Annotated in this window: 21 protein-coding genes and 1 pseudogene; 19 read left to right on the forward strand and 3 right to left on the reverse strand. The window is 42.0% G+C overall.

The window, feature by feature from the left end:
- Nucleotides 1-122 precede the first annotated feature (122 nt).
- The 11 genes from B0H50_RS11285 (at nt 123) to B0H50_RS11340 (ending at nt 8953) form a co-directional block, all read left to right on the forward strand.
- Nucleotides 123-542, forward strand: coding sequence for a hypothetical protein (locus B0H50_RS11285; RefSeq protein ID WP_106198470.1), 420 nt, complete (start codon nt 123-125; stop codon nt 540-542).
- Nucleotides 543-652: 110 nt separating this feature from the next.
- Nucleotides 653-1048 carry a hypothetical protein gene (locus B0H50_RS11290; RefSeq protein ID WP_106198469.1) on the forward strand — a complete coding sequence of 132 codons (396 nt, stop codon included), beginning with the start codon at nt 653-655 and terminating at the stop codon, nt 1046-1048.
- A 65-nt stretch (nt 1049-1113) separates the two neighbouring features.
- Nucleotides 1114-1944, forward strand: coding sequence for a flagellin lysine-N-methylase (gene fliB / locus B0H50_RS11295; protein WP_109587757.1), 831 nt, complete (start codon nt 1114-1116; stop codon nt 1942-1944).
- Nucleotides 1898-2107 carry a hypothetical protein gene (locus B0H50_RS11300; RefSeq protein ID WP_109587758.1) on the forward strand — a complete coding sequence of 70 codons (210 nt, stop codon included), beginning with the start codon at nt 1898-1900 and terminating at the stop codon, nt 2105-2107. Before fliB ends, B0H50_RS11300 begins: the two co-directional genes overlap by 47 nt.
- A gap of 21 nt (nt 2108-2128) precedes the next feature.
- Entirely contained in the window at nt 2129-4009 is a 1881-nt protein-coding gene (locus B0H50_RS11305; protein WP_106198467.1) for an alpha-amylase/4-alpha-glucanotransferase domain-containing protein, read from the forward strand.
- Nucleotides 4006-4698, forward strand: coding sequence for a hypothetical protein (locus tag B0H50_RS11310; protein WP_106198466.1), 693 nt, complete (start codon nt 4006-4008; stop codon nt 4696-4698). Before B0H50_RS11305 ends, B0H50_RS11310 begins: the two co-directional genes overlap by 4 nt.
- Nucleotides 4688-5401: a transglycosylase SLT domain-containing protein gene (locus B0H50_RS11315; RefSeq protein WP_106198465.1), complete on the forward strand. Its 714-nt coding sequence runs from the start codon at nt 4688-4690 to the stop codon at nt 5399-5401. The genes B0H50_RS11310 and B0H50_RS11315 overlap by 11 nt, the downstream gene beginning before the upstream one ends.
- A 10-nt stretch (nt 5402-5411) precedes the next feature.
- Nucleotides 5412-6776: a TolC family protein gene (locus B0H50_RS11320; RefSeq protein ID WP_109587759.1), complete on the forward strand. Its 1365-nt coding sequence runs from the start codon at nt 5412-5414 to the stop codon at nt 6774-6776.
- A 3-nt stretch (nt 6777-6779) separates the two neighbouring features.
- Nucleotides 6780-7361, forward strand: a complete 582-nt coding sequence (locus tag B0H50_RS11325) for an MlaC/ttg2D family ABC transporter substrate-binding protein (RefSeq protein ID WP_106198463.1) — start codon at nt 6780-6782, stop codon at nt 7359-7361.
- Complete coding sequence (locus B0H50_RS13175) at nt 7358-8233, forward strand: hypothetical protein (RefSeq protein ID WP_146129166.1); 876 nt, start codon at nt 7358-7360, stop codon at nt 8231-8233. The genes B0H50_RS11325 and B0H50_RS13175 overlap by 4 nt, the downstream gene beginning before the upstream one ends.
- Nucleotides 8234-8242: 9 nt before the next feature.
- Nucleotides 8243-8953: a pseudouridine synthase gene (locus tag B0H50_RS11340; protein ID WP_106198460.1), complete on the forward strand. Its 711-nt coding sequence runs from the start codon at nt 8243-8245 to the stop codon at nt 8951-8953.
- A 46-nt stretch (nt 8954-8999) separates the two neighbouring features.
- Here the strand turns inward: B0H50_RS11340 and B0H50_RS11345 are convergent, their stop codons facing one another.
- Nucleotides 9000-9344: an HU family DNA-binding protein gene (locus B0H50_RS11345; protein ID WP_106198502.1), complete on the reverse strand. Its 345-nt coding sequence runs from the start codon at nt 9342-9344 to the stop codon at nt 9000-9002.
- 105 nt (nt 9345-9449) lie between these two features.
- Between B0H50_RS11345 and B0H50_RS11350 the strand changes: the two genes are divergently transcribed.
- Complete coding sequence (locus tag B0H50_RS11350; RefSeq protein ID WP_109587760.1) at nt 9450-10532, forward strand: tRNA dihydrouridine synthase; 1083 nt, start codon at nt 9450-9452, stop codon at nt 10530-10532.
- Here B0H50_RS11350 and atzF read toward each other — a convergent pair whose 3' ends face one another.
- Both atzF and B0H50_RS11360 read right to left on the reverse strand, forming a co-directional pair.
- Nucleotides 10533-12320, reverse strand: coding sequence for an allophanate hydrolase (atzF, locus tag B0H50_RS11355; protein ID WP_106198458.1), 1788 nt, complete (start codon nt 12318-12320; stop codon nt 10533-10535). It lies immediately after the preceding gene.
- A gap of 230 nt (nt 12321-12550) precedes the next feature.
- Nucleotides 12551-13522 (reverse strand): ROK family transcriptional regulator, encoded by a 972-nt coding sequence (locus B0H50_RS11360; RefSeq protein WP_106198457.1) that lies wholly within the window; start codon nt 13520-13522, stop codon nt 12551-12553.
- 195 nt (nt 13523-13717) lie between these two features.
- Between B0H50_RS11360 and B0H50_RS11365 the strand changes: the two genes are divergently transcribed.
- From B0H50_RS11365 to B0H50_RS11395, 7 genes and pseudogenes are all read left to right on the forward strand, one after another.
- A complete protein-coding gene (locus B0H50_RS11365) occupies nt 13718-14704 on the forward strand; it encodes an ABC transporter substrate-binding protein (protein ID WP_106198456.1) in 987 nt (328 codons plus the stop codon).
- A 25-nt stretch (nt 14705-14729) separates the two neighbouring features.
- Nucleotides 14730-15674, forward strand: a pseudogene (locus B0H50_RS11370) (ABC transporter permease subunit); the annotation flags it as partial.
- 106 nt (nt 15675-15780) lie between these two features.
- A complete protein-coding gene (locus tag B0H50_RS11375) occupies nt 15781-16620 on the forward strand; it encodes an ABC transporter ATP-binding protein (protein WP_109587761.1) in 840 nt (279 codons plus the stop codon).
- A gap of 22 nt (nt 16621-16642) precedes the next feature.
- Entirely contained in the window at nt 16643-17356 is a 714-nt protein-coding gene (locus B0H50_RS11380) for an urea amidolyase associated protein UAAP1 (protein ID WP_106198454.1), read from the forward strand.
- Nucleotides 17357-17368: 12 nt separating this feature from the next.
- The gene (locus B0H50_RS11385) at nt 17369-18007 is read left to right on the forward strand and encodes an urea amidolyase associated protein UAAP2 (RefSeq protein WP_106198453.1); all 639 of its coding nucleotides are present in this window, start codon (nt 17369-17371) and stop codon (nt 18005-18007) included.
- A gap of 7 nt (nt 18008-18014) precedes the next feature.
- Nucleotides 18015-18656 (forward strand): DUF1989 domain-containing protein, encoded by a 642-nt coding sequence (locus B0H50_RS11390; RefSeq protein ID WP_106198452.1) that lies wholly within the window; start codon nt 18015-18017, stop codon nt 18654-18656.
- Nucleotides 18649-19476, forward strand: a complete 828-nt coding sequence (locus B0H50_RS11395; RefSeq protein WP_106198451.1) for an alpha/beta hydrolase — start codon at nt 18649-18651, stop codon at nt 19474-19476. Before B0H50_RS11390 ends, B0H50_RS11395 begins: the two co-directional genes overlap by 8 nt.
- Nucleotide 19477 lies beyond the last annotated feature (1 nt).

A 19477-nucleotide genomic window follows, 5' to 3' on the forward strand; every position in this document is an offset into this window, starting at 1 on the left:
AAATTTTAGAAAATAGCCCATTTTTTTTGTTTGATTTAGGCGAAAGTCAACAAAAAAAGGGTGGCGAAGCCACCCACACATGTTGATGAAGAGCCAAATTTTTGCGTAAAATTTTCTATGTTATGCTTAAAATGAAAACGCAGAAACAAAATATTTGGATGCTTTGTGTCGGTGCAATGTTCTTGCTCTTGGCGGCGATGCTTCCGCATTCTGCGATTTCTTCTGCGCCATGGGAAATTTCCGCAGAAAATTCTTCGGTAGAAATTGACGATTCTGCGGATAAAAATGCATCGCCAAATTACTTTGCCGAAAATAAATCTGCAGAAAATTTTTGCTTTTCTCGCCGGAATTTTTCGCCGAATTTAGGGCGACAGGATGCGGGAAATTCTCCCGATTTCTGCGGGCGATTTGTCAAAGCGTTCAAATCCAATGTGCCGTTATTTTCTGAAAATTTTTCATCCTATGTTCGTGAAAAATCATCGCATTATTATCAAAATTCCAAAGATTACTTTGTTTATCAATTAAAGCGTTTGCGCTGTTAAAAATTCTTTCTCGTTAACCATTTTCATCGGCAAAAATTTTGCTGCAATCACACCTTGAAAAGTTCAAGGCGGTGTTTTCAATTTCAAATTTTTAAAACGAGGAAGACAAAATGTCAACCACATTAGAAATGGCACACGCCCTTTATCACAATCCGCAAATCAAAATGGAAAGTTCTTTCTTTGGCTTAAGAAAGAAAATCATTTATGCGAAAACCAATTCCATCGTCGAAGGAAAATGCTTCGAATTTAATCCCGCAGAAGGCGAAAAAATTCAGCGGCTGATGGAAGCAAATGCAAATGATTTTGGCGCGATGCTTCGGCAAGAAGGCGTTCCAGAAACTTGTGAAAACGGCAATTATCGTTTGTCGCTTTGCTTCTCAAAAGATCATCAATTCGCAGCATTTCTTTTGCAGCGCTTTGTCGATTTTGAATATCGCAATTTAGGCGAAGCGCGATTTATCGAAGGCGATAGCGCCGAAGTTTATCTGCATCCTTTTTTGAAATAAATCAAAAAGCAAAATGAAAAAAGCGACTGCATTTTTTGCAGCCGCTTTATTTTTAATTTTGAAAAATGAAACTTGTAAAACCTGATTTTTATGATGCGTTTCATTGCATCGCTGATCGTTGCAGCGATACGTGTTGCGTCGGCTGGGAAATTGATGTCGATGATTTTTCGCAAGAATGTTATCGTCATGTCGGCGGAAAATTGGGAAAGAAATTGCAAGAAAATATTGTCGATGGACATTTTCAATTGTTGCCGGGCGATCGTTGCCCTTTTTTAAATTCAAAAAACTTGTGTGAAATTTTTACGCAGTTGGGCGAAGATTCTTTGTGCGATATTTGCAGAGAACATCCGCGATTTGTTGAAGTTTATGGCGATGTTATGGAACGCGGACTTGGGCTTTGTTGCGAAGAAGCGGTTCGTCTTTTATTTTCAAATTCTTTGCCGTTGCAATTTGTTGAAAGCGAAATCGATGAAATCGAAGATGAATTGAACGATGAAGAAAAAAGAGAACGCGATCAAATTTTTGAAGAACGCCGGAAAATTTTTCAAACGTTATCCGATGAAAAAATTTCATTTGACGCGCGGATTGAAAAAGTTTTTCCCGATGCAAAAAATTTTCGATTTTTCCCTTTTCCAAATGCAGAAAATTTTGAAGCATTTTTGTCGTCGCTAGAAAGTTTTGGAAGCCCGTGGGAAATTGCGCTCAAAAAAAATAAACCAGAAAATTGCAAAAGAAGAAATTTCGGATGCGGGATATTTCACCGAAGCGGAAAGCGTGAAATTGCTCAGCTATTTGATTTACAGGCATTTTGCGAAGTCACTTTACAGCGGAAGAAAACGCGGAAAACTTTTGTTCGCTTTTTTCTTTTGGAATTTAGCGCGGCTTTTTTCAAATGAGCTTGCTGCGGTTGATACGCAGTCAAAAAATTTTACAGAAAAAGAAATTCAAAAAATAAAAATTGACACGGTAAAAATTCTTTCAAAAGAATTTGAATATTCCGAAGATGTGATGGAAATCGTAGAAGCGGAATTGGAAAAATTTTCGGGCGCTGCAAAATAAAATTTATGCTATTTTTAGAAAATGAAATCGCAAAAACTATCTCTTCTTCTCTCGATTACGGAACCGTTCTCGTTAAAAAAAGACACTTGGGATTCTGCATTTTCGCAAATCGCAAAAGAGATAAGAAAATTATTGGAATTGGATAAATTCAAACTTTCGCTTTATCTTTCGGGAAAGGTTGCAGAAGTTTGGAATAAATTGAATATCGCCGATGTCGTTTATATGCGCTCCGCAATTCGCGAAGGAAATTTGGAAATTCTCGGCGGCGGATTTTACGATGCGATGCTTCCGCTTTTTCCAACGCGATTGCAAAATTTGCAATTAAAATCGCATATTCAGTTAATGGAAAAAATTTTCCAAGATGAACCGATTGGCTATTTTAATTCGCCGATGGCGTGGGAAATTGGATTAACTGAAGTTTTAGCCAAGCAAGGTTTGCGATACACTCTCGTTTTGGAAAAAAGTTTGCAAGATGCATTGGGAAGAGCGACGCGGGTGACGGGATGGTTTACCGCGGAAGATCGCGATTCTGTCATGCAACTTTTCCCGGTCGCCGAAGATTTAAGTCAAGCGCTTTTGCTTTCGCCTTCTTTTTTACAAGCGAAATTAGAATCGATTGAAAAAATGGATGCGCCGTGGATTGCTGTCGAAGAAGTTCCTTGCGAAAACGCAGAAACGATTTCACAATTTTTTGAAAAGCTTCGCCAGAATTTATCGCATTTTCCATTTCAACTGTGGCCAATTTCGCACTGGCTCGATGAAGCGTCTGGTGGAAAAGTCAATTTGATGAGCGATGTTGGAAAAACTCTCGGACTGCCCGCGGGCTCGCATAGTTGTCGCGAACTTTTGCTGCGCCGTCCCGAAGCAGATTTTATGCACAAATCGCTTCTCGTCGCAAATTCACATGCCGAAGCACTTTTACCAGAAAAAGAATTGCGTGCGGTGCAAGAAAAAATTTTGCCGTTAATGGCGAAAGAATATTACGCAGATCTTTACGACAATCGCGGTGTGCGCAGTCCTCTTGTGCGGTGGAATGGAAACCGCATGATTATTGAAGTTGAAAAAGAAATTGAAAAACTCGCAAAATTAGAAGGCCGTCGTGTTGAAGTTTCGGATTTTTTACGGACGGGAAATCGTCAAATTTTAGTGAACAATTCGAAGATTCAATTCTTGCTGGAACAACGTTCGGGCGCTTCGCTGCGGTCGCTGATTTTTAAACCTTCTCCAGTGAATTTGGTCAATGCATTTCAACAAAGCGGTGATGTGCCGCGGGCTTTCGTCGATCATTTGCTTTCGCCTTCTTTAACCGATGCGCAGCAATTTGAATCGGCGTTGAACGATGGCCAAGGCGTTCTCGCAGAACCTTATGAATATCAAATCGAAAGGAAAGAAGATATTTTAGCGGTTCGGATGCGTTCGGAACAAATTGCAAATGTCGCGGGAAGCGATCATGTTTTGCACATCGATAAAAATATCAGCCTTTTGGAATCGGATTCGGAATTGGAATTTTCGTATGCGATTTCCAATGGAACATTTGCAAGTCTCGAAGGTTATTTTGGAACGGAATTGAATTTAGGCGTTCGCAATTTTGAACAGCGCCGTGCGTATACATTAAAAATTGATGGCAATAAAATTTCCGCAGAAACGCCGTTCCCGTTTTTGTATCCCGAAGCGTCGGAAATTTTGATTAAAGACGGATTCCTTTCTCACGCATTTCGGTTCCGTTTTTCGAAGCCCGCAAAAATTCTTCTCAGCTGGATGATGGGCTCGCAAGATACGGCCGCGCCGACTGTAAAACAAGGCGTTCGTATGTTTTTCTTCTGGAATTTAAAACTTGCGTCCGCGGCAGAAGAAAATTTGAAAATTCGCGCAGCCTTTTCGAAGCGGGGGATTTTCGGATGAACGCAGAACAAATCGATCTTTTCGTCGAAGAAATTCCGCACGGCGTTTACATTCGCATTAGTGGAACATTTGGATTTACGCAGTTAGCACCTCTCCGCGAAAAAGTGATGAGCCTTCTCAAAGGTCCGGGAAAAATTTTCTTTTTAGATGTGGACAAAGCGCGTTTTTGCGAAGAAGAATACATCACGCTTTTTTTGAATTTTTTGGAAAAAAGCAAAGAGAAAGATGCGGAATTGGTTTTAGTTTTTTCGGGCGAAGCGAATAAAAAATTTTTCAGCGCTTATGCACACGTTTTTACGATTACGCAAAATTGGAAAACGTATCATCAGACGGGAATTTTAGGCGCGCTTCGCGCCGTAGGCGTTTCGTATAGCAAGCAAACGGGAATTCGTTTGAGTCCGATTATCGCAATCATTTTGCTTTTAATTCTCGCGGGTTGGTTCTTTACTTTGTATGGAATGATTCGCAGTCAAAATGCAGAATTGCAATTACGCGAAACGCGTCTTCTCGAAATGGACGAAGAATCGCAGCGTTTGCAAAGTGAACTTGATTATTTGCAATCGGTAATTGGACCGCTAAAAAATTTAGGTTTAGTTGTCGATTCTACAACATCCAAAAAATCCGAAGCGCGCATTCGCAGTTGGACGAAATATCTCGACCGTTTAGAGGAACGTCGGCGTGAAAGATAATGTGCGATTATCTTCGATTTCGTCGGGAATTTTTTTAACGCTCTTTGCGTTAATTCTCGCCACATTCGCGGGCGCGTGGGCGTATCATTTGATTCAATCAAAACGCATCGCTGCCGAAGAAATTCGTTTGCGAAAAGATTTGGCTGACGGAAATCGTTACCGTGCTTGGACTTTGGATTACGCACAAATTTACCTCGCCCTCGACATTCTTTCTAAAAATCGGATGACGCAAAATCAAAAGTTCAAATTGAGCGAAGAAATTTGGATGATTTCTCGCAATTATGGATTTGATCCGCTGCTAATTCCGTCGATTGTTTTTCAAGAGAGCAAAGGAAATCCTAACGCCAAAGGAAGATTTCGCAGCGGCGCAGAATCGGGAGCTTATGGCTTAATGCAATTAAAAGTGCCGACGGCGCAAGCGATTGGAAAACGTTTCGGAATTTCTGTCGAAAGCGCAGAAGATTTAATGCGTCCTGAAGTGAGCATTATCGTGGGCAGTGCTTATTTGATGCGACTTGTCGGGCGTTACGGTAATTTGAAAAAGGCGATTATCGCTTACAACATCGGGCAAGGTGGCGTTGACGCAAAAATTCGTTCCCGAGAAGCGATTCCAACATTTTATTACGAAGAAGTTTTGGCGAAATATCGGAAATTAAAGCGCCTTGTCTCAGAACGGCTAGGTGAAGGCGCACAGGATTTCTAAATTCTAAAAAATGATACTTCGAATCGTACCCTTTTTGCTCATCGCTATCGCTTTCGCTGCGGAAGTGCGTTACGATTGTGAAGGTTTTGTGGAACGCGGACTTTCGATGGATCCGCTTCTTGCCGAATCGCGGTTTACAACAGAAGCCAAAAAAAATAAAATCCAAGAAATTAAAGCCGCGGCGATTCTTTCCAAATTTGAAGTCACGATGATGGTTGGATCCGCGCCCGGTTTAAAAGAAGATGTGGATGATTGGGGCGATACCGTGGACACGTGGGACTTTACCAAAATGGGGCCATTTTTTGGAACAGAAGTGCGCGCAATTCAGCCGTTAAATTATGGGCAATATAAAGTCGGCAAAAAAGCAGCCGAAGCGGATTTGCGCCAGCAAGAAATGGATGTGGTTTCCAAAGAGCACGATAAAAGTGTAGAACTGCAATCGTATTATTACAATTATTTGCTCGCTCTCGAAATGAATCGCTTAGTGCAAGATGCGCAAAAGCAAATGGACCGCGCCGAAGAAAAATTAGAAGAAGCGTTAGACGATGACGATGCGAATGTTTCGCAAACGGATTTGCTCAAACTCAAAGCGGGGCGGCATACATTAGACGAAGCGGTCATCGATGCAGAAAGCGGCATGGAACGGGTGAAGCTCGCTATTCGATTTTCTCTCGGGCTTGATTCCTCGGAAACATTTGCATCCATCGATACCGTTCTCGCAGAACGCTCCGAATATTTTCCGAGTTTAGAGGAAGCGAAAGCGATTGCAGCGCAACATCATCCCGATTTGAAACGTTTGAATGCGGGCTTGAATGCGCGGCAGTATCAATTAGAATTAGCCGAAGCAAAACTCGGTCCGCACTTTTTTATCATGGGTGAATTTAGCTACGTAAAATCGTGGGCGGGGAATCGCACCGCTGTGCAAAAAAATGCTTTTGCGCAAGATGCAGTCAATAAAATCACCGGTATGATCGGCTTCGGCGTTCGCTACGATTTGAATTTTTGGAATAGTTGGAGTTCTTATGTTTCTGCGCGGACAGAACTTCGCGGACTTAAACTCAAAGAAAATTATGCGTCCGAAGGCATTTTGATGAAGCTCGAAGAACAGTATGTGCAGACGACGGGTGCGAAGCGAAAACTCGAAAGTCTGCGGACGAGTTTGCGGGCGAGTGAATCCATTTTAAAAAGTGCTGCGATGAAGTACGATTTGGATCCGTCAAATACAAGCGAATTGGTTTCGGCTTACACCGATAATCTTCAACTTCAAAAAGCTTATTACTTTGCAGTTTGCAAATACAATATCGCATTTGCCGAACTGATTAGTCGGATGGGACTTTCCTTGTCCGAATATCATCAACTCTATCCGGGAAAATAGCTTATGAAAATTCAAGCTCTCCTTACCGCTTTAGCGCTTTCGTTTACGGTGGCATTTGCCGCCGATCCGGTGCAGGCGATTTCGAAAAACGATAAAGAATTGCAGACTCTTCTGAAGAAGAAAAGCCTTTCGAAAAAAGACAATGAACGCGTGAAAGGTCTTTTGAGCGATGTCTTCAACTTTAAACTTCTCGCGGAAAAATCTTTGCCCAAAGAAACGTGGAGCGGTTTGGATGAAGCTTCGAAGACTGCGTTTGCTACGGAATTCCAACGCATGGTTCGCAATTCAAGCGCAAAGCGTTTGGAAATGTATCGCACCGATAGCACGATTTACGAAGCGCCGAAAATGAAGAAAAATAATACCGAAGCCAATGTGACTGCACATCTTTGGTACAAAGGAAAGGAATCGGTTCTCGTTTACAAGATGAGCCTTGTCGATGGCGTTTGGATGGCTTGGGATTTAGTCATCGACGATCTTTCTACAGCGCGCAATTACAAAGAACAATTTGCGACGATTTTAAAAACAAAAACGTTTGCCGATTTATTGGAAATCGTGAAGAAAAAGGCTGACGAAAGCGAAGAATGATCTTCGACGTCATCGTCATCTTGGTGACAATTCTCGTCGGTGGACTTTTACTGTTTCCGGTAAAAGTCCGTTTTTTGTTTTGTGGAAAGAAGAATGGAAGTCAATTAGAAGTTCGTCTTTTTCGCAAGAAAATTTTTAGCACCGAAGAAGAATCTCCCGAAGAAAATGAGGAAAACGCAGAAAAATCAAGCGAAGACGAAGAAAAGGAAAGTCGTGACGATGATTTCGATGCGGAAAATCCTTGGAAAAAAGAAGATGATAGTGTAAAAAAGAAAGCTCCTTCCGAAAAGGATGCTACTGTAAAAAAGGAAGAAAGTGTAGAAAAGAGAGCGACTCCGCCCGCAGCCCCGAAAGAAAAACAAAATCCACCAGTCAAAAAACAGAAAAAGAAAAAATCCAAAAGAGCGAAGAAAAAGTCAGCGAGCTCGGATCGAGAATTTTTAACCATTCTCGCCGAAAAGAAATTTAGCCGAAAATGGATTCGCGAACTCATTCGCGTCGGAAAAGCATTTTTCAAAATTTTTCAAGGAAAGTTTGAACCGACGACAGTTGAAGGCATTCGTTACGAAGACGATTATTTGTGGATGGGCTATTTGACGGGTTCGCTCAATTTTTTAAGCGGAACAATTCCGCTGCTTGAAAATTGGGAATTTCACGCCGATTGGACGGGTGATAGACCATTTAAAATTGAAGGCAGTTTTATCGCAACATTTTCCGTTGCACGTGTATTAGGCTTTTGTCTTGTCTGTGGAAAATCCATTATCGAAGTCGTTTCTTTGTATTTTTGGAATCGTCACCGTTATCGAAAAAATCCCGAATGCATTCGCCTTGTTTTTTGGCGCAAATGGATTGTGCGATTTTTTTCTTCGTAAGAGGTCTTTATGCAAAATTTAACTGTGGAACGTTTGCTTTCTCGTTTAGGATTTGGAACGCGCAAAAATTGCCGCGCTTTAGTGCGTTCGGGTTTGGTGAAAATTGCGGGAAGAATTGTAGAAGATCCGTTTGAAGAATTGTCGGAAAAGCCCGCGACAATTACGGTTAATGACGAAGAAATTTCCACGGTCGAAGAATTGTATTTGATGCTCAATAAACCTTGCGGACTTGAATGCAGTCATCAGCCTCGCGATCATGAATCGGTTTTTAGCATTTTCCCGGAACGCTTTTTAGAAATGGAATTGAATTGCATTGGGCGCTTGGATGCGGACACGCATGGACTTTTACTTTTTTCCAATCAAGGTCAATTTATTCATCGCGTGGAAAGTCCGAAAAAAGGCATGCTGAAAACATACGAAGCGAAGTTAGCGCGCCCGATTACCGATGGGCAAATTCGTCTTCTCAAAGAAGGCGTGCAGCTCAAGGGCGAAAAGAAACCATTCATCGCCCGCGAATTGGAAAAAGTTTCGGAAACGGTTGTGCGCATTTCAATTGCCGAAGGAATTTATCACGAAGTGCGTCGTATGTTCGCAGCGGTTTCCAATCACGTCGAAGATTTAGAGCGCATTTCGATTGGGGAAGTAAAATTAGACCCGCAATTAAAACTCGGCGAATGGCGATTTTTAACCGCCGAAGAAATTCAGCGGATGAAAAATTAAAAAAGGCGCTCGAAACGAGCGCTTTTCTGTTTGCTTTTTGAAAATTTTAGAGCGCTTCGATTTTTTGTGTTGCGCTGCGATTTTCGTTTGCTTGTTGAATTGCTTCAGAAGCGGCTATCGCCGATTTGAGTTCTGCGGAGAATTTAAATGTCGGCATTAAACGCGACTGCAACAAAACCGTTTCGCCGGTTTTGGGATTTCGAGCGGGACGCGATTTGCGTTCTTTGTTGACGAATGTACCGAATCCGCGGATCTCGATGGAATTCCCTTCGGAGAGGGATTCGCCAACGAGGTCCAGGAGTTGTTCCACAACAACACGCACTTTGCTTTTGACAAAGCCCGTCGAGCTTGTCACGCGATGAATTAAATCTTGTTTTGTTACGTTTGCCACGCCCAAAATATAAGAACGTGAGCGGAAAAAATCTACTTTTGAACGGCAAAATTTTGCATTTTTCGTCGCTTAATCGTTGGCTATTTCGTGGACAAGTGTGAATAAATGTTGAAAACCGAATTTCAGTTTGCAAATATCCGCGTTTCTCCGTGCACGGTGCTTTCTCCGATGGCGGGCGTAACCGATGCGCCGTTTCGTCGCTTGTGCCGCGTTCTTGCGGGAAATCGCATGGGGCTTCTCGTTTCGGAATTTGTTTCGACCGATGGCACGTCACCTTTTGTTTTGAAGAATCATAAACAGCTTAAATTTTATCCCGAAGAACGTCCGTTTGGCATTCAAATTTTCGGACGGAGTCCGGAACGGATGGCGTATGCAGCGCAGGTTTTGGAAACATTAAAACCCGATTATATCGAAGTGAATGCGGGTTGTCCCGTGCCGAAAGTAGCGGGGAAAGGCGGTGGCGCAGGACTTCTAAAAGATTTGCCGCGGCTGCAAAAAATTTTAGCCGAAGTGAAAAAATCCATTGCGATTCCGATGACTTTAAAATGTCGCATCGGCTGGGATGAAAATTCCATCAATGTTATGGAAACTTTGAAAATCGCCGAAGGCGAAGGCGCAGACATGTTAACGGTGCACGGCAGAACGCGTGTGCAGGGCTATAACGGATTTGCCAACTGGGATTTAATCGGGCAAGTCGCTGCTGCGGCAAAAATTCCAGTCGTCGGAAATGGTGACGTTTCTAGTGTGCAATTCGCTTTGGACTGTTTGGAAAAATATGCGATTTGTGGCGTTTCCATTGGACGTGGCGCCATGCATAATCCATGGCTTTTTGGAGAAATTGCGGATGCCTTAGAAGGAAAATTGCCTCGGAAAATTTCGGCAAAAGAAGTCTGCGAAATTTTTAAAATCTATTACGGCTTTATGATGGACGAAAATACTTCAACGCCGTTCGGCGCACTCGGCCGATTGAAGCAACTTGCAGCAAGACTTTGCAAAGGTTTTGAACCGGATTCTTCTGAATTCCGACAACGCGTTCTCACAAGTCAAAGTCCCGAAGAACTTTTTGAAAATGCAGGACGCTTTTCTGAATTTGCACAAAGTAACGGTATCACATTTACGCCGGAACGCTTGGTCAATTTAAACGGTCGCAAAGAAGATACGGTCTCGTTCGAACGGCAGTTTAAATAATCATTTTTTGAATTTGCGCCAATCGCCGAATTCAGAAATGTCGAGGGCATTTTTGAATTGAGCGCTGTCTAAAATTTGCGTGTCGCCGACAAATCCTAAAATATTTTCACCGTTTTCGAGCTTTAATTTTCCAATGCTTAATGGCGATGAAATTTGTTGAATAAATTTTGAAAAGTCGTTTGCGGTCATCGCATAAATTTCAACATAAAAAGAATTTCCTTTTTCATTTTCGCCTAAACTTTTCGCATAAATTAACGCGGGCTTTTTGATTCCTTTGTCTTCGAAGGCAAACATTTTATATTCGGAAGCCGTTTTTGTGGCGCAAATAAATTCTGCATTTTGCAGTTGAAAATGCAGCGGCTCGCCTTTTAAATGGGCGCCGCAGACAGCGATTTGAATTTTTTCGTCGCAATCATTTTCGTCTTGCATTAAATAAGATTTTACTTTATCGGCGACATCGAGCAATTTAAAATCATCGAAAGCGCGCCCGACCAGAGTGACTCCAAAAGGAATTCTTGATTTTTTTTCGTCGTTTAAATTCACAAATCCCGCGGGAATTGCAAGCGCTGAATAATCCAACAAATTCATGTAATTGGTGTAGTAACCTAAATTCGAATTGAGTTGAATGGGATTTTTTAAAACTTCTTCGGTCTTATAAATTGTGCCCGCCGTTGGTGTGAGCAGCACGTCGACTTTTGAAAATTCTAAATCGGCGATTTTCTTTTTCTCTTGCAACGCATGAAATCCGTCAAATACAGAAGACGGATGCGGCGTCTTTTTCGGGCAAATAATTTCTTTTGTCACCGGATAAATTTCACTCGGATGTTCTTCGATAAATTTTCCGACAGCTGCGTAACGCTCAAAAACCCAAGGGCCTTCGTAAAGTAAACGCGCGGCTTCTAAAAATGGAGTAAAGTGAATGACGACTTTTTTCCCGCCCGCATTTTCAAATGCTTTCACCGTTTTTTCGAATGCTTTTTTATAAGAATCATTTCCAAAGAAATTTAATTCGGATTCTTCGGGAACGCCGAAAGTCCAATTTTCATTTAAGCGTTCGGCTTTTCCGTTGGGCAAATTCCACGGGGCGCATCTCGAATAAGCGTCATCAAAATCTTCTTTGGTTGCCAAGTTTAAAAGGGTGCGCGCATCGTGATGATTCAAGGCAAAAATGGATACGCAATCTAAACTTTTGCAAGCGGGAATGACGCCGTTTGCGCTTAAAATTCCGCGCGTAGGTTTTACGCCGACAAGATGATTGAAAGCCGCAGGAACGCGCCCGGAGCCTGCTGTATCGGTGCCGAGAGAAAAACTGCAAAGGTGGTAAGCAAGTGCTGCGGCAGAACCGGAACTTGATCCGCCCGAAATATATTCGGGAGCAAATTTATTCGGAATGGTTCCGTAAGGGCTTCGAACGCCGACGAGTCCTGTGGCAAATTGATCCATATTGGTTTTGCCCATCGGAATTGCGCCGAGTTCAATCAATCGATTGACGACAAAGGCTGATTTTTGGGGCGTGTAAGCGTATGCGGGGCATGCTGCTGTACTTTTAAAACCTTTGCAATCGATATTGTCTTTTATCGCAAAAGGAATTCCGTAAAGGGGCAAATCGTCGGGAGATTTTCCTTCGAGATTTTTGAGATAACTTTCTAATTGTTGTGGCGTGCTTTTTGAAATCCAAATGGTACTGGGAGCTTTTTCAATCGCAATTTGCAAAGTAGAAATGACTTCGCGCGGAGTTCGAGTGTGATTGCGATATGCGGTTAAAAGAGAAGAAATTTCGAGATTCATAAAAGCCTCGCTTGGATTTACTTTGTAAAATTATTTTATAAAGTAAAATATTTTTTGTGGAAAGGGCGAAAAATTCGCGGAAAATTGCAGATAAAAAATATGCAGTGAGGGAGAAGAAAATTAAGTGTAAACTTGCGGACAAATATGTAAATGTATGAATGAAATAGCAACAAAAATGTTGCAATAAAAACAAAAAAAGAATATGACGAAATCGATTACAAAGTCGAAAATTAAAAATTCAAAAAGTGATCTTCGGCGATTTTAGCGAGTCCGCTAAAATATTCTTCAATCGGATTGGGAATAAATTCTAAGCGCGGGCGGTAGGGACGTTTTAAATGATTTCGAATTTGCACTTCTAAATTTTGCTTCGCCAGTTCTTCGGCAAAGCCGCCTGTAAACACGACGACGGCGGGATCTAAAAAGACAATGCTCGATAAGAGAATTTGCTTAATCGGCGGGAAAGCCGTTTTAAAAGAATCGAAAATTTCTTTTTGTTTGCTGCGGTCAAAGGCGAAAGGATAGCAAGAAAGTTCACCGGCGAGATTGGTGCTTCCGTGCAAAATTTTTCCATCGGTTAAAAATCCTCCGGCGGGCGGATTTCCTTTGGGAACAAACAAAATCGCGACATCTTTTTCTTGATGATTTTTCTCGGAATAGCCGAGGGCGATTGTGTTCATATCGTTTTCGACGTAAACGGGAAGGCCGATTTTCTGCGAAAGTTCTTTGCTTAAATCGATGCCGTCTAATTCTGGAAAATCGGAAAATTCAACGACGCCGTTGCAAACGCCGCCTTGAATGCCGATGGTAACGATGCGAATTTCGGGATTGCTTTGCAAAAGTTTTAAAATGCGATTGGAAATGGCGCGGACATGAATCCGTTTTTCTTTAAATTCGCCGGCGCCGTGAATTTCGCCTAAGGCATCGATAATGCGATAAGAAAGAATTTCAGCTCCGCTTTCGGAGATAGCGTAGAGGCAAAGAAATTTGACTTTTTTTGCATTGTAGCGATAAGACATAGCGGGGCGCCCGCCATTTGATGTGCGAAAATCTTCGGCGATGACTTCGTCTTTTTCGACGAGTGCATTTAAAAGATAACCGCAAGCGGCAACGGTTAAGCCTGTTTCTTTGGCGAGTTCAGGCTTTGTAATCGTTTTGTGCTGCAGCAAAATTTGCCGTATTTTTTTTGTATTCTCATTTGCCATGCGTAAAACCTCAAAACGGAATTTACAATTTTGTCTTAACTTTATAAAATAATTTTATAAAGTTGTCAAGAGTCAAAATCAAAAAAAATTTTAAAAATTTTAAAGTGGGGAAATTTGCGTAAAATCGCCAAACTCATGGAATTTGGCACTGTTTTTGCTTTTAGAGTTGCAGAACATTTTTCAAGCGAGGTCAATATGAAATTGTTCAAATTCATCGCCGCTGGCGCTTTGGCTTTTGCCGCTTCCCTCTATGCGGATAAACCGGTTCTAAAAATCGCATACAGCGATTGGCCTGGTTGGACTGCTTGGGAAATCGCGGATAAAAAAGGCTTCTTTAAAAAACATGATGTGAATGTGAAACTCGAATGGTTTGATTACGGTCCTTCGATGGATGCATTTGCTGCGAAGAAAGTGGATGCGGTGGGCGTTGCGAATGGCGACGCAACTGTGTTAAATGCAACGGGTGCAAGAAACGTCACCATTTTGATTAACGATTACAGCAATGGTAACGATAAAATCGTCGGCGCTCCGGGAATCAAATCGATTAAAGATTTGAAGGGCAAAAAAGTGGGCGTTGAAATTGGCTGTTTGTCTCACGCACTTTTGATTAACGCACTTGTTAAAAATGGACTCAAAGAATCCGATGTGACTCTTGTGAATATGCCGACGCATCAAGCGGTGCAAACTTTGGAAAGTGGCGAAGTTTCTGCCGTTGTCGCGTGGGTTCCGCATTCGGTGAATGCACTCGAAAAAGTGACAGGTTCTAAGGAACTTTACACAAGTGCAAACGAACCCGGAATTATTTACGATGTGCTCGCAGTTTCGCAAGAATCGTTGATGAAATATAAAGACGAATGGGCGAAAGTCGTTGCGGCTTGGGACGATGTCGTCGCTTATATGAATGACCCGAAAAATAAAAAGGAAATGGTGAAAATTTTAGCAGATCGCGTTGGCATTTCTGAAACGCAATATGCAAAATTTATCGGCGGCACGCGTTTTTTACGCTTGAGTGAATCGGTGAAATTCTTTAACAAAAACGATAACACTTACAAATCCATTTATGGATCGAGTAAGCTCATCGATGACTTCTTTGTGAAAAACAAAGTCTATGATAAATCCGTTGATACAAAGCGTTATATCAATTCTTCGTTCACAGAAGATTATCTGAAAAGTGCAAAGTAAACCTCATTAACTTGGAATGCAGAACATGAACTGTCCTATAGGAATTCGGAAAGATCTCGGAAAAAAAGGAACGATGCTTTTAGCGGTGCTTTCCTTTGTGATTCCGCTTGCGGTATGGTGTGCGGTGAGTTATGTGCCGTTCATCTATCATCCGCTTGTGCAAATTACGGATGCCGGAGGCAGCATGTTCTGCGAGCCAGGTGATGAAATTGCAAAAGAAAATTTTGCCGAAGAAAATGCGACGTTAATTTCTGCGGGCGAAAAGCCGATGAAAGGTTTTCGCGTGAATCCTGCGTATTTGCCGGCTCCGCACGAAGTAGCGACTTCTTTGGTGATGGCATTTAAAACACCGCCGAAAAGAGATGGCGATGTGTGGTTTCACGAAAGCATTTTACATTCGGTGAAAATCGTTTTCTTGGCATTTTTCTTGTCGAGTTTATTCGGACTTCCTCTTGGAATTTTAAGCGGCTCTATTCCGTTCTTCGAAAAATTGACCGCTCCGTTTATCGAATTTTTCCGCTATTTTCCGGCGCCCGTTTTTAGCGCGTTAGCCGTTGCTGTTTTGGGAATTAACGATGCGCCAAAAATTGCAATCATTATCATCGGAACATTTTTCCAACAAGTGCCGATGCTTGCTGCGACAACGCGAAGAGCGGATCCTGCTTTGACCGAAGCTGCGCGGACTCTTGGCGCATCTCCGATTCGCGTGTTGATGAAAGTGATTATTCCAGAAGTCGCTCCGAAAATTTACAAGGATATGCGAATCCTTTTAGGTTGGGCGTGGACTTATTTAATCGTCGCCGAAGTCGTCGGCACAAGTTCTGGAATTACTTGGTTTATCAATCAACAAGCGAAATATCGGAACTTTGACAATGTGTATGCTGCGATTGTCATTCTCGGAATTATCGGACTTGGCTGCGATTTGATTTTGTCCAAAATCGGCAAAGACTTGTTCGCTTGGGAAGATGGTCGCGTTGGATTTTTAACAAAAGTGCGAACGGAAATTACTGCGCCCAAAAATTATGTGTTCAGTTTTCGTTTGACCGAAGAAGAAAAAGAATTGAAGGAAAAGAACCATGGAAAACTCTGAATTCATTTTGGAAGCGAAGAATATCGTCAAAGAATTTGACGAAAGCGACGGCAGTATTCACCGCGTTTTAGACGGAGTTTCTTTTGGCGTCAAGCATCGCGAATTTCTTTCGATTATCGGACCTTCGGGCTGCGGAAAATCAACGCTGATTCGAATTGCAGCGGGACTTGAAACAGCGACATCGGGAAAATTTTTCTTGGATGGAAAAATGGTCTCGGGAACTGGCGCAGAACGCGGTATGGTTTTCCAAAAGTATACGCTTTTTCCGTGGCTTTCTGTCAAGCAAAATGTGATGTTCGGTTTGGAATCGATTGGCTACGGAAAAGATGAAGCCGAAGAAAGTGCGTATCAATGGCTGCAAATTGTGGGCTTAGACAAGTACGCTAGTTATTATCCGAAGCAACTTTCGGGCGGTATGCAACAACGCGTTGCCATCGCGCGTGCTTTAGCCCCGCAACCGCGCGTGCTTTTGATGGATGAACCGTTCGGCGCTCTCGATGCGCAAACGCGTTCGCAAATGCAAAAGTATTTGCTCGAAGTTTGGAAAAATATCGACATCACAATTTTATTTGTGACGCATGATTTGGACGAAGCGGTTTTTCTGTCGGACAGAATTTTAACTCTTCAAGCGAATCCGGGCAAAGTAAAAGAAATGGTGACGGTAAATGTACCGCGCCCGCGGACAGAAGAAAGTTTGTTCTTGCCAGAATTTGTCACGCTTCGAAAGCACGTTGAAGATTTAATTCATCCGGTTTCCGAAACAAAACCGCAAGAAGAAAAGTTTAACATCATCAACATGGTCGGCAAAAAGAACGCCGCCAAATAAAACTTAACGCTAGAGGTAAACTATGACAGAATCTGTTTTAACATCGAAAGTCATCGCAGGTGGCTGGAATTATTCGCGCATCGTAAAGCGCGGACAAAAAATTCGCTTGACCGATTTGGAAGGCGGCGCAAACGCTTCGCTTTTGTGCTACAACGCAAAAAATTTTACGGAACGTTTTAATTTAGGCGACACTTTAAAAATTCAACATGTTTGCCGCTTAACCGAAAATTGCTGCCTTTATAGCGATATGGGGCGCATTCTTTTAAGCATTGTAAAAGATACCGTGGGGTGGCACGATCCACTTTGCGGATGCACTCATGCCAATTTGATTAAAGAACGTTTTGGTGTGCACGACTATCAACACTATCGCAATGATTTTTACAGAAACGGTTACGATTCTTTGCTTGTTGAAATTGGAAAATATGGCATGACGAAACGCGATTTTACGGAACTGGTAAATTTCTTTTCGAAAGTCGTTGTGACATCGGACGGCAAAATGACTTTTGTCGAAAATAATTCAAAGCCGGGTGACTTTGTAGAACTTCGCGCTGAAATGGATACGCTTGTCGTCATTGATACCGGAATGCATCCGTTGAATCCTTCAAAAGAATATTTGCGCAAGCCTGTAAAGATTGAACTTTTGAGCTGCGATTATTCGACAATTAACGACCCTTGTTTTACTTGGTGCCCCGAAAATACGCGCGGATTTATTAACACCGCGGATTACAATCTTTAAGGAGCGTTCAAAATGGTAACGGAATTTTTAGAAAGTAAGTTAGACGAAAAAAACGCTGTTTATGTCGAAGATGTTCCCGCTGGAGAAGGCTGGTTACACTTAATTAAAAAAGGGCAAACTTTTCGCATTTTAGACCTTGAAGGAAATCAAGCCGTCGATACTTTATTTATCAACGCTAACAATCCCGAAGAACGTTACAGCGTGCAACAAACTGTGCAACGTCAAGCTAACTGCTTAGTCGGTGTCGGCACAAAGCTTTATTCCAATGATGATAATCCGATGCTTACTGTTGTTGCCGATACGTGTGGCGATCACGATACATTGGGAAGCGCTTGCTCTTGCGAAAGCAACACTTGCCGTTATGATTTGACGAAGCGTTATATGCACGCTTGCCGCGAATCTTTCTTAAAAGTTTTACTCGCGAAAGGTTTGGACAAACGCGATCAAGTAAACAACTTAAACTTTTTCATGTATGTGCCTTTTGATGAAAAAGGAAATTTGAATTTTGCAGACGGCATTTCAAGCCCGGGAAAATATGTGGAAATGAAAGCGGAAATGGATGTTTATGCGGTCGTCAGTAATTGCCCGCAATTAAACAATCCGTGTAACGCTTACAATCCAACGCCTGTTCGCATGATTATTTGGGACTGAGGTAATTATGAATAGCAAATTAAAAGAAAGTCCGCGCAAAATTGAAAACGCCGTTTACGATGTGACTGTTTATGCGGGCGAAGGCAAAATGCTTCCGCTGAAAAAAGGACAAGTGCTTCGCTTAATTGATGTCGAAGGAAATCAATCGGGCGATGTGCAAATTTATAATGCGCACGATACCGGCGAACGTTACAGCGCACCCAATACAATCACCAATCAAGCGAATACGATGATTGAACTCGGAACTGTTATTTATTCAAACGATAACAATCCGATGCTTACGGTGATTGCAGATACTTGTGGCGAACACGATACGCTTGGAAGCGGATGTTCTGCCGAAGGAAACGTTGTGCGTTACACCGACAAAACGCGTTACATGCACAGCTGCCGCGATACTTTTGTGAGAACGCTTGAAGATTACGACATGAGCAAACACGATCAAGTCTGTAACTTAAACTTTTTTACAAAAGTCATCTTGGATGATAAAGGGCGCTTGGAATTTGCCGATGGCATTTCGGGACCTGGAAAATACATCGAGATGCGCGCAGAAATGGATGTGTTGTTTTTGCTTTCGGATTGTTCACAATTAAATAATCCGTGTAACGATTATAATCCAACTCCAATTCGCATGGTCGTTTTCGATGAATAAATTTATCTATAGAGATTTTACGCGCAAAGCTTTAGACGAAGCTTACGATAATACAAATGCTGTTTCAAACAGTGCAGAAATTTTGCAAGGTTTTGAAACTCGCAGTGAAATTTTATCAAAAGAATATCGCGATACAATGGATATTTCTTATGGTATTTTTCCGCGCGAAAAATTTGATTACTTCGCAGGCGAAAAAGGCAAAGGAATTTTTGTCTTTATTCATGGCGGATATTGGCAAATGCGAAATAAAAATACATTTCGTTTTTTGGCAAAAGGTCCACTGTCTCAAGGCTTTCACGTAGCCTCTATAGGTTACACTCTCGCGCCCGATGCAACGCTTACACAAATTGTCGATGAAACTAAAGTCGCTCTTCACGAAGTTTGCCGCTATGCAAAAAAAATGGGAGCCGACACGCAAAATGTGATTGTTTCGGGCTGGTCAGCGGGGGCGCATTTAGCATCGCTTTTGTTAAACGAAAACTGTGTGAGTTCAGCGCTTTTAATCAGCGGAATTTACAACTTAGAGCCGATTTCAAAATGTTATTTGAACGATGCATTGAATTTATCGTCAGATGAAATTTTGAAACTCAGTCCGATAAAAATTCCTCAGGTAAAAAAATCAATCGCTATTGTTGTTGGCGAAAATGAACTTTCAGAACTTGTGCGTCAAAGTTTTGAATTTGCAAAACTTCGAACGGATGAAAAAATCTCTGGACTTTTTTATTTGGTTCCGAACGCAAATCACTTTACCATTCTTCATGAGCTTGAAAACCCAGAAGGAAAACTAAGTCAAATTTTGTCTTTGCTTAAGAGGTCTTAAA

Origin of the sequence: Hallerella porci (assembly GCF_003148885.1) — a bacterium.
In the GTDB taxonomy this organism is placed as follows: Bacteria; Fibrobacterota; Fibrobacteria; order Fibrobacterales; family Fibrobacteraceae; genus Hallerella; species Hallerella porci.

Bases quoted from the DNA above. Each gene is read 5' to 3' on its own strand.
- B0H50_RS11350 (WP_109587760.1), top strand. From the start codon at position 9,450: ATGTTGAAAACCGAATTTCAGTTTGCAAATATCCGCGTTTCTCCGTGC.
- B0H50_RS11360 (WP_106198457.1), bottom strand. From the start codon at position 13,522: ATGGCAAATGAGAATACAAAAAAAATACGGCAAATTTTGCTGCAGCAC.
- fliB (WP_109587757.1), top strand. From the start codon at position 1,114: ATGAAACTTGTAAAACCTGATTTTTATGATGCGTTTCATTGCATCGCT.
- B0H50_RS13175 (WP_146129166.1), top strand. From the start codon at position 7,358: ATGATCTTCGACGTCATCGTCATCTTGGTGACAATTCTCGTCGGTGGA.
- B0H50_RS11310 (WP_106198466.1), top strand. From the start codon at position 4,006: ATGAACGCAGAACAAATCGATCTTTTCGTCGAAGAAATTCCGCACGGC.
- B0H50_RS11375 (WP_109587761.1), top strand. From the start codon at position 15,781: ATGGAAAACTCTGAATTCATTTTGGAAGCGAAGAATATCGTCAAAGAA.
- B0H50_RS11390 (WP_106198452.1), top strand. From the start codon at position 18,015: ATGAATAGCAAATTAAAAGAAAGTCCGCGCAAAATTGAAAACGCCGTT.
- B0H50_RS11325 (WP_106198463.1), top strand. From the start codon at position 6,780: ATGAAAATTCAAGCTCTCCTTACCGCTTTAGCGCTTTCGTTTACGGTG.
- B0H50_RS11285 (WP_106198470.1), top strand. From the start codon at position 123: ATGCTTAAAATGAAAACGCAGAAACAAAATATTTGGATGCTTTGTGTC.
- B0H50_RS11395 (WP_106198451.1), top strand. From the start codon at position 18,649: ATGAATAAATTTATCTATAGAGATTTTACGCGCAAAGCTTTAGACGAA.
- B0H50_RS11340 (WP_106198460.1), top strand. From the start codon at position 8,243: ATGCAAAATTTAACTGTGGAACGTTTGCTTTCTCGTTTAGGATTTGGA.
- atzF (WP_106198458.1), bottom strand. From the start codon at position 12,320: ATGAATCTCGAAATTTCTTCTCTTTTAACCGCATATCGCAATCACACT.
- B0H50_RS11385 (WP_106198453.1), top strand. From the start codon at position 17,369: ATGGTAACGGAATTTTTAGAAAGTAAGTTAGACGAAAAAAACGCTGTT.
- B0H50_RS11380 (WP_106198454.1), top strand. From the start codon at position 16,643: ATGACAGAATCTGTTTTAACATCGAAAGTCATCGCAGGTGGCTGGAAT.
- B0H50_RS11290 (WP_106198469.1), top strand. From the start codon at position 653: ATGTCAACCACATTAGAAATGGCACACGCCCTTTATCACAATCCGCAA.
- B0H50_RS11365 (WP_106198456.1), top strand. From the start codon at position 13,718: ATGAAATTGTTCAAATTCATCGCCGCTGGCGCTTTGGCTTTTGCCGCT.
- B0H50_RS11320 (WP_109587759.1), top strand. From the start codon at position 5,412: ATGATACTTCGAATCGTACCCTTTTTGCTCATCGCTATCGCTTTCGCT.
- B0H50_RS11305 (WP_106198467.1), top strand. From the start codon at position 2,129: ATGAAATCGCAAAAACTATCTCTTCTTCTCTCGATTACGGAACCGTTC.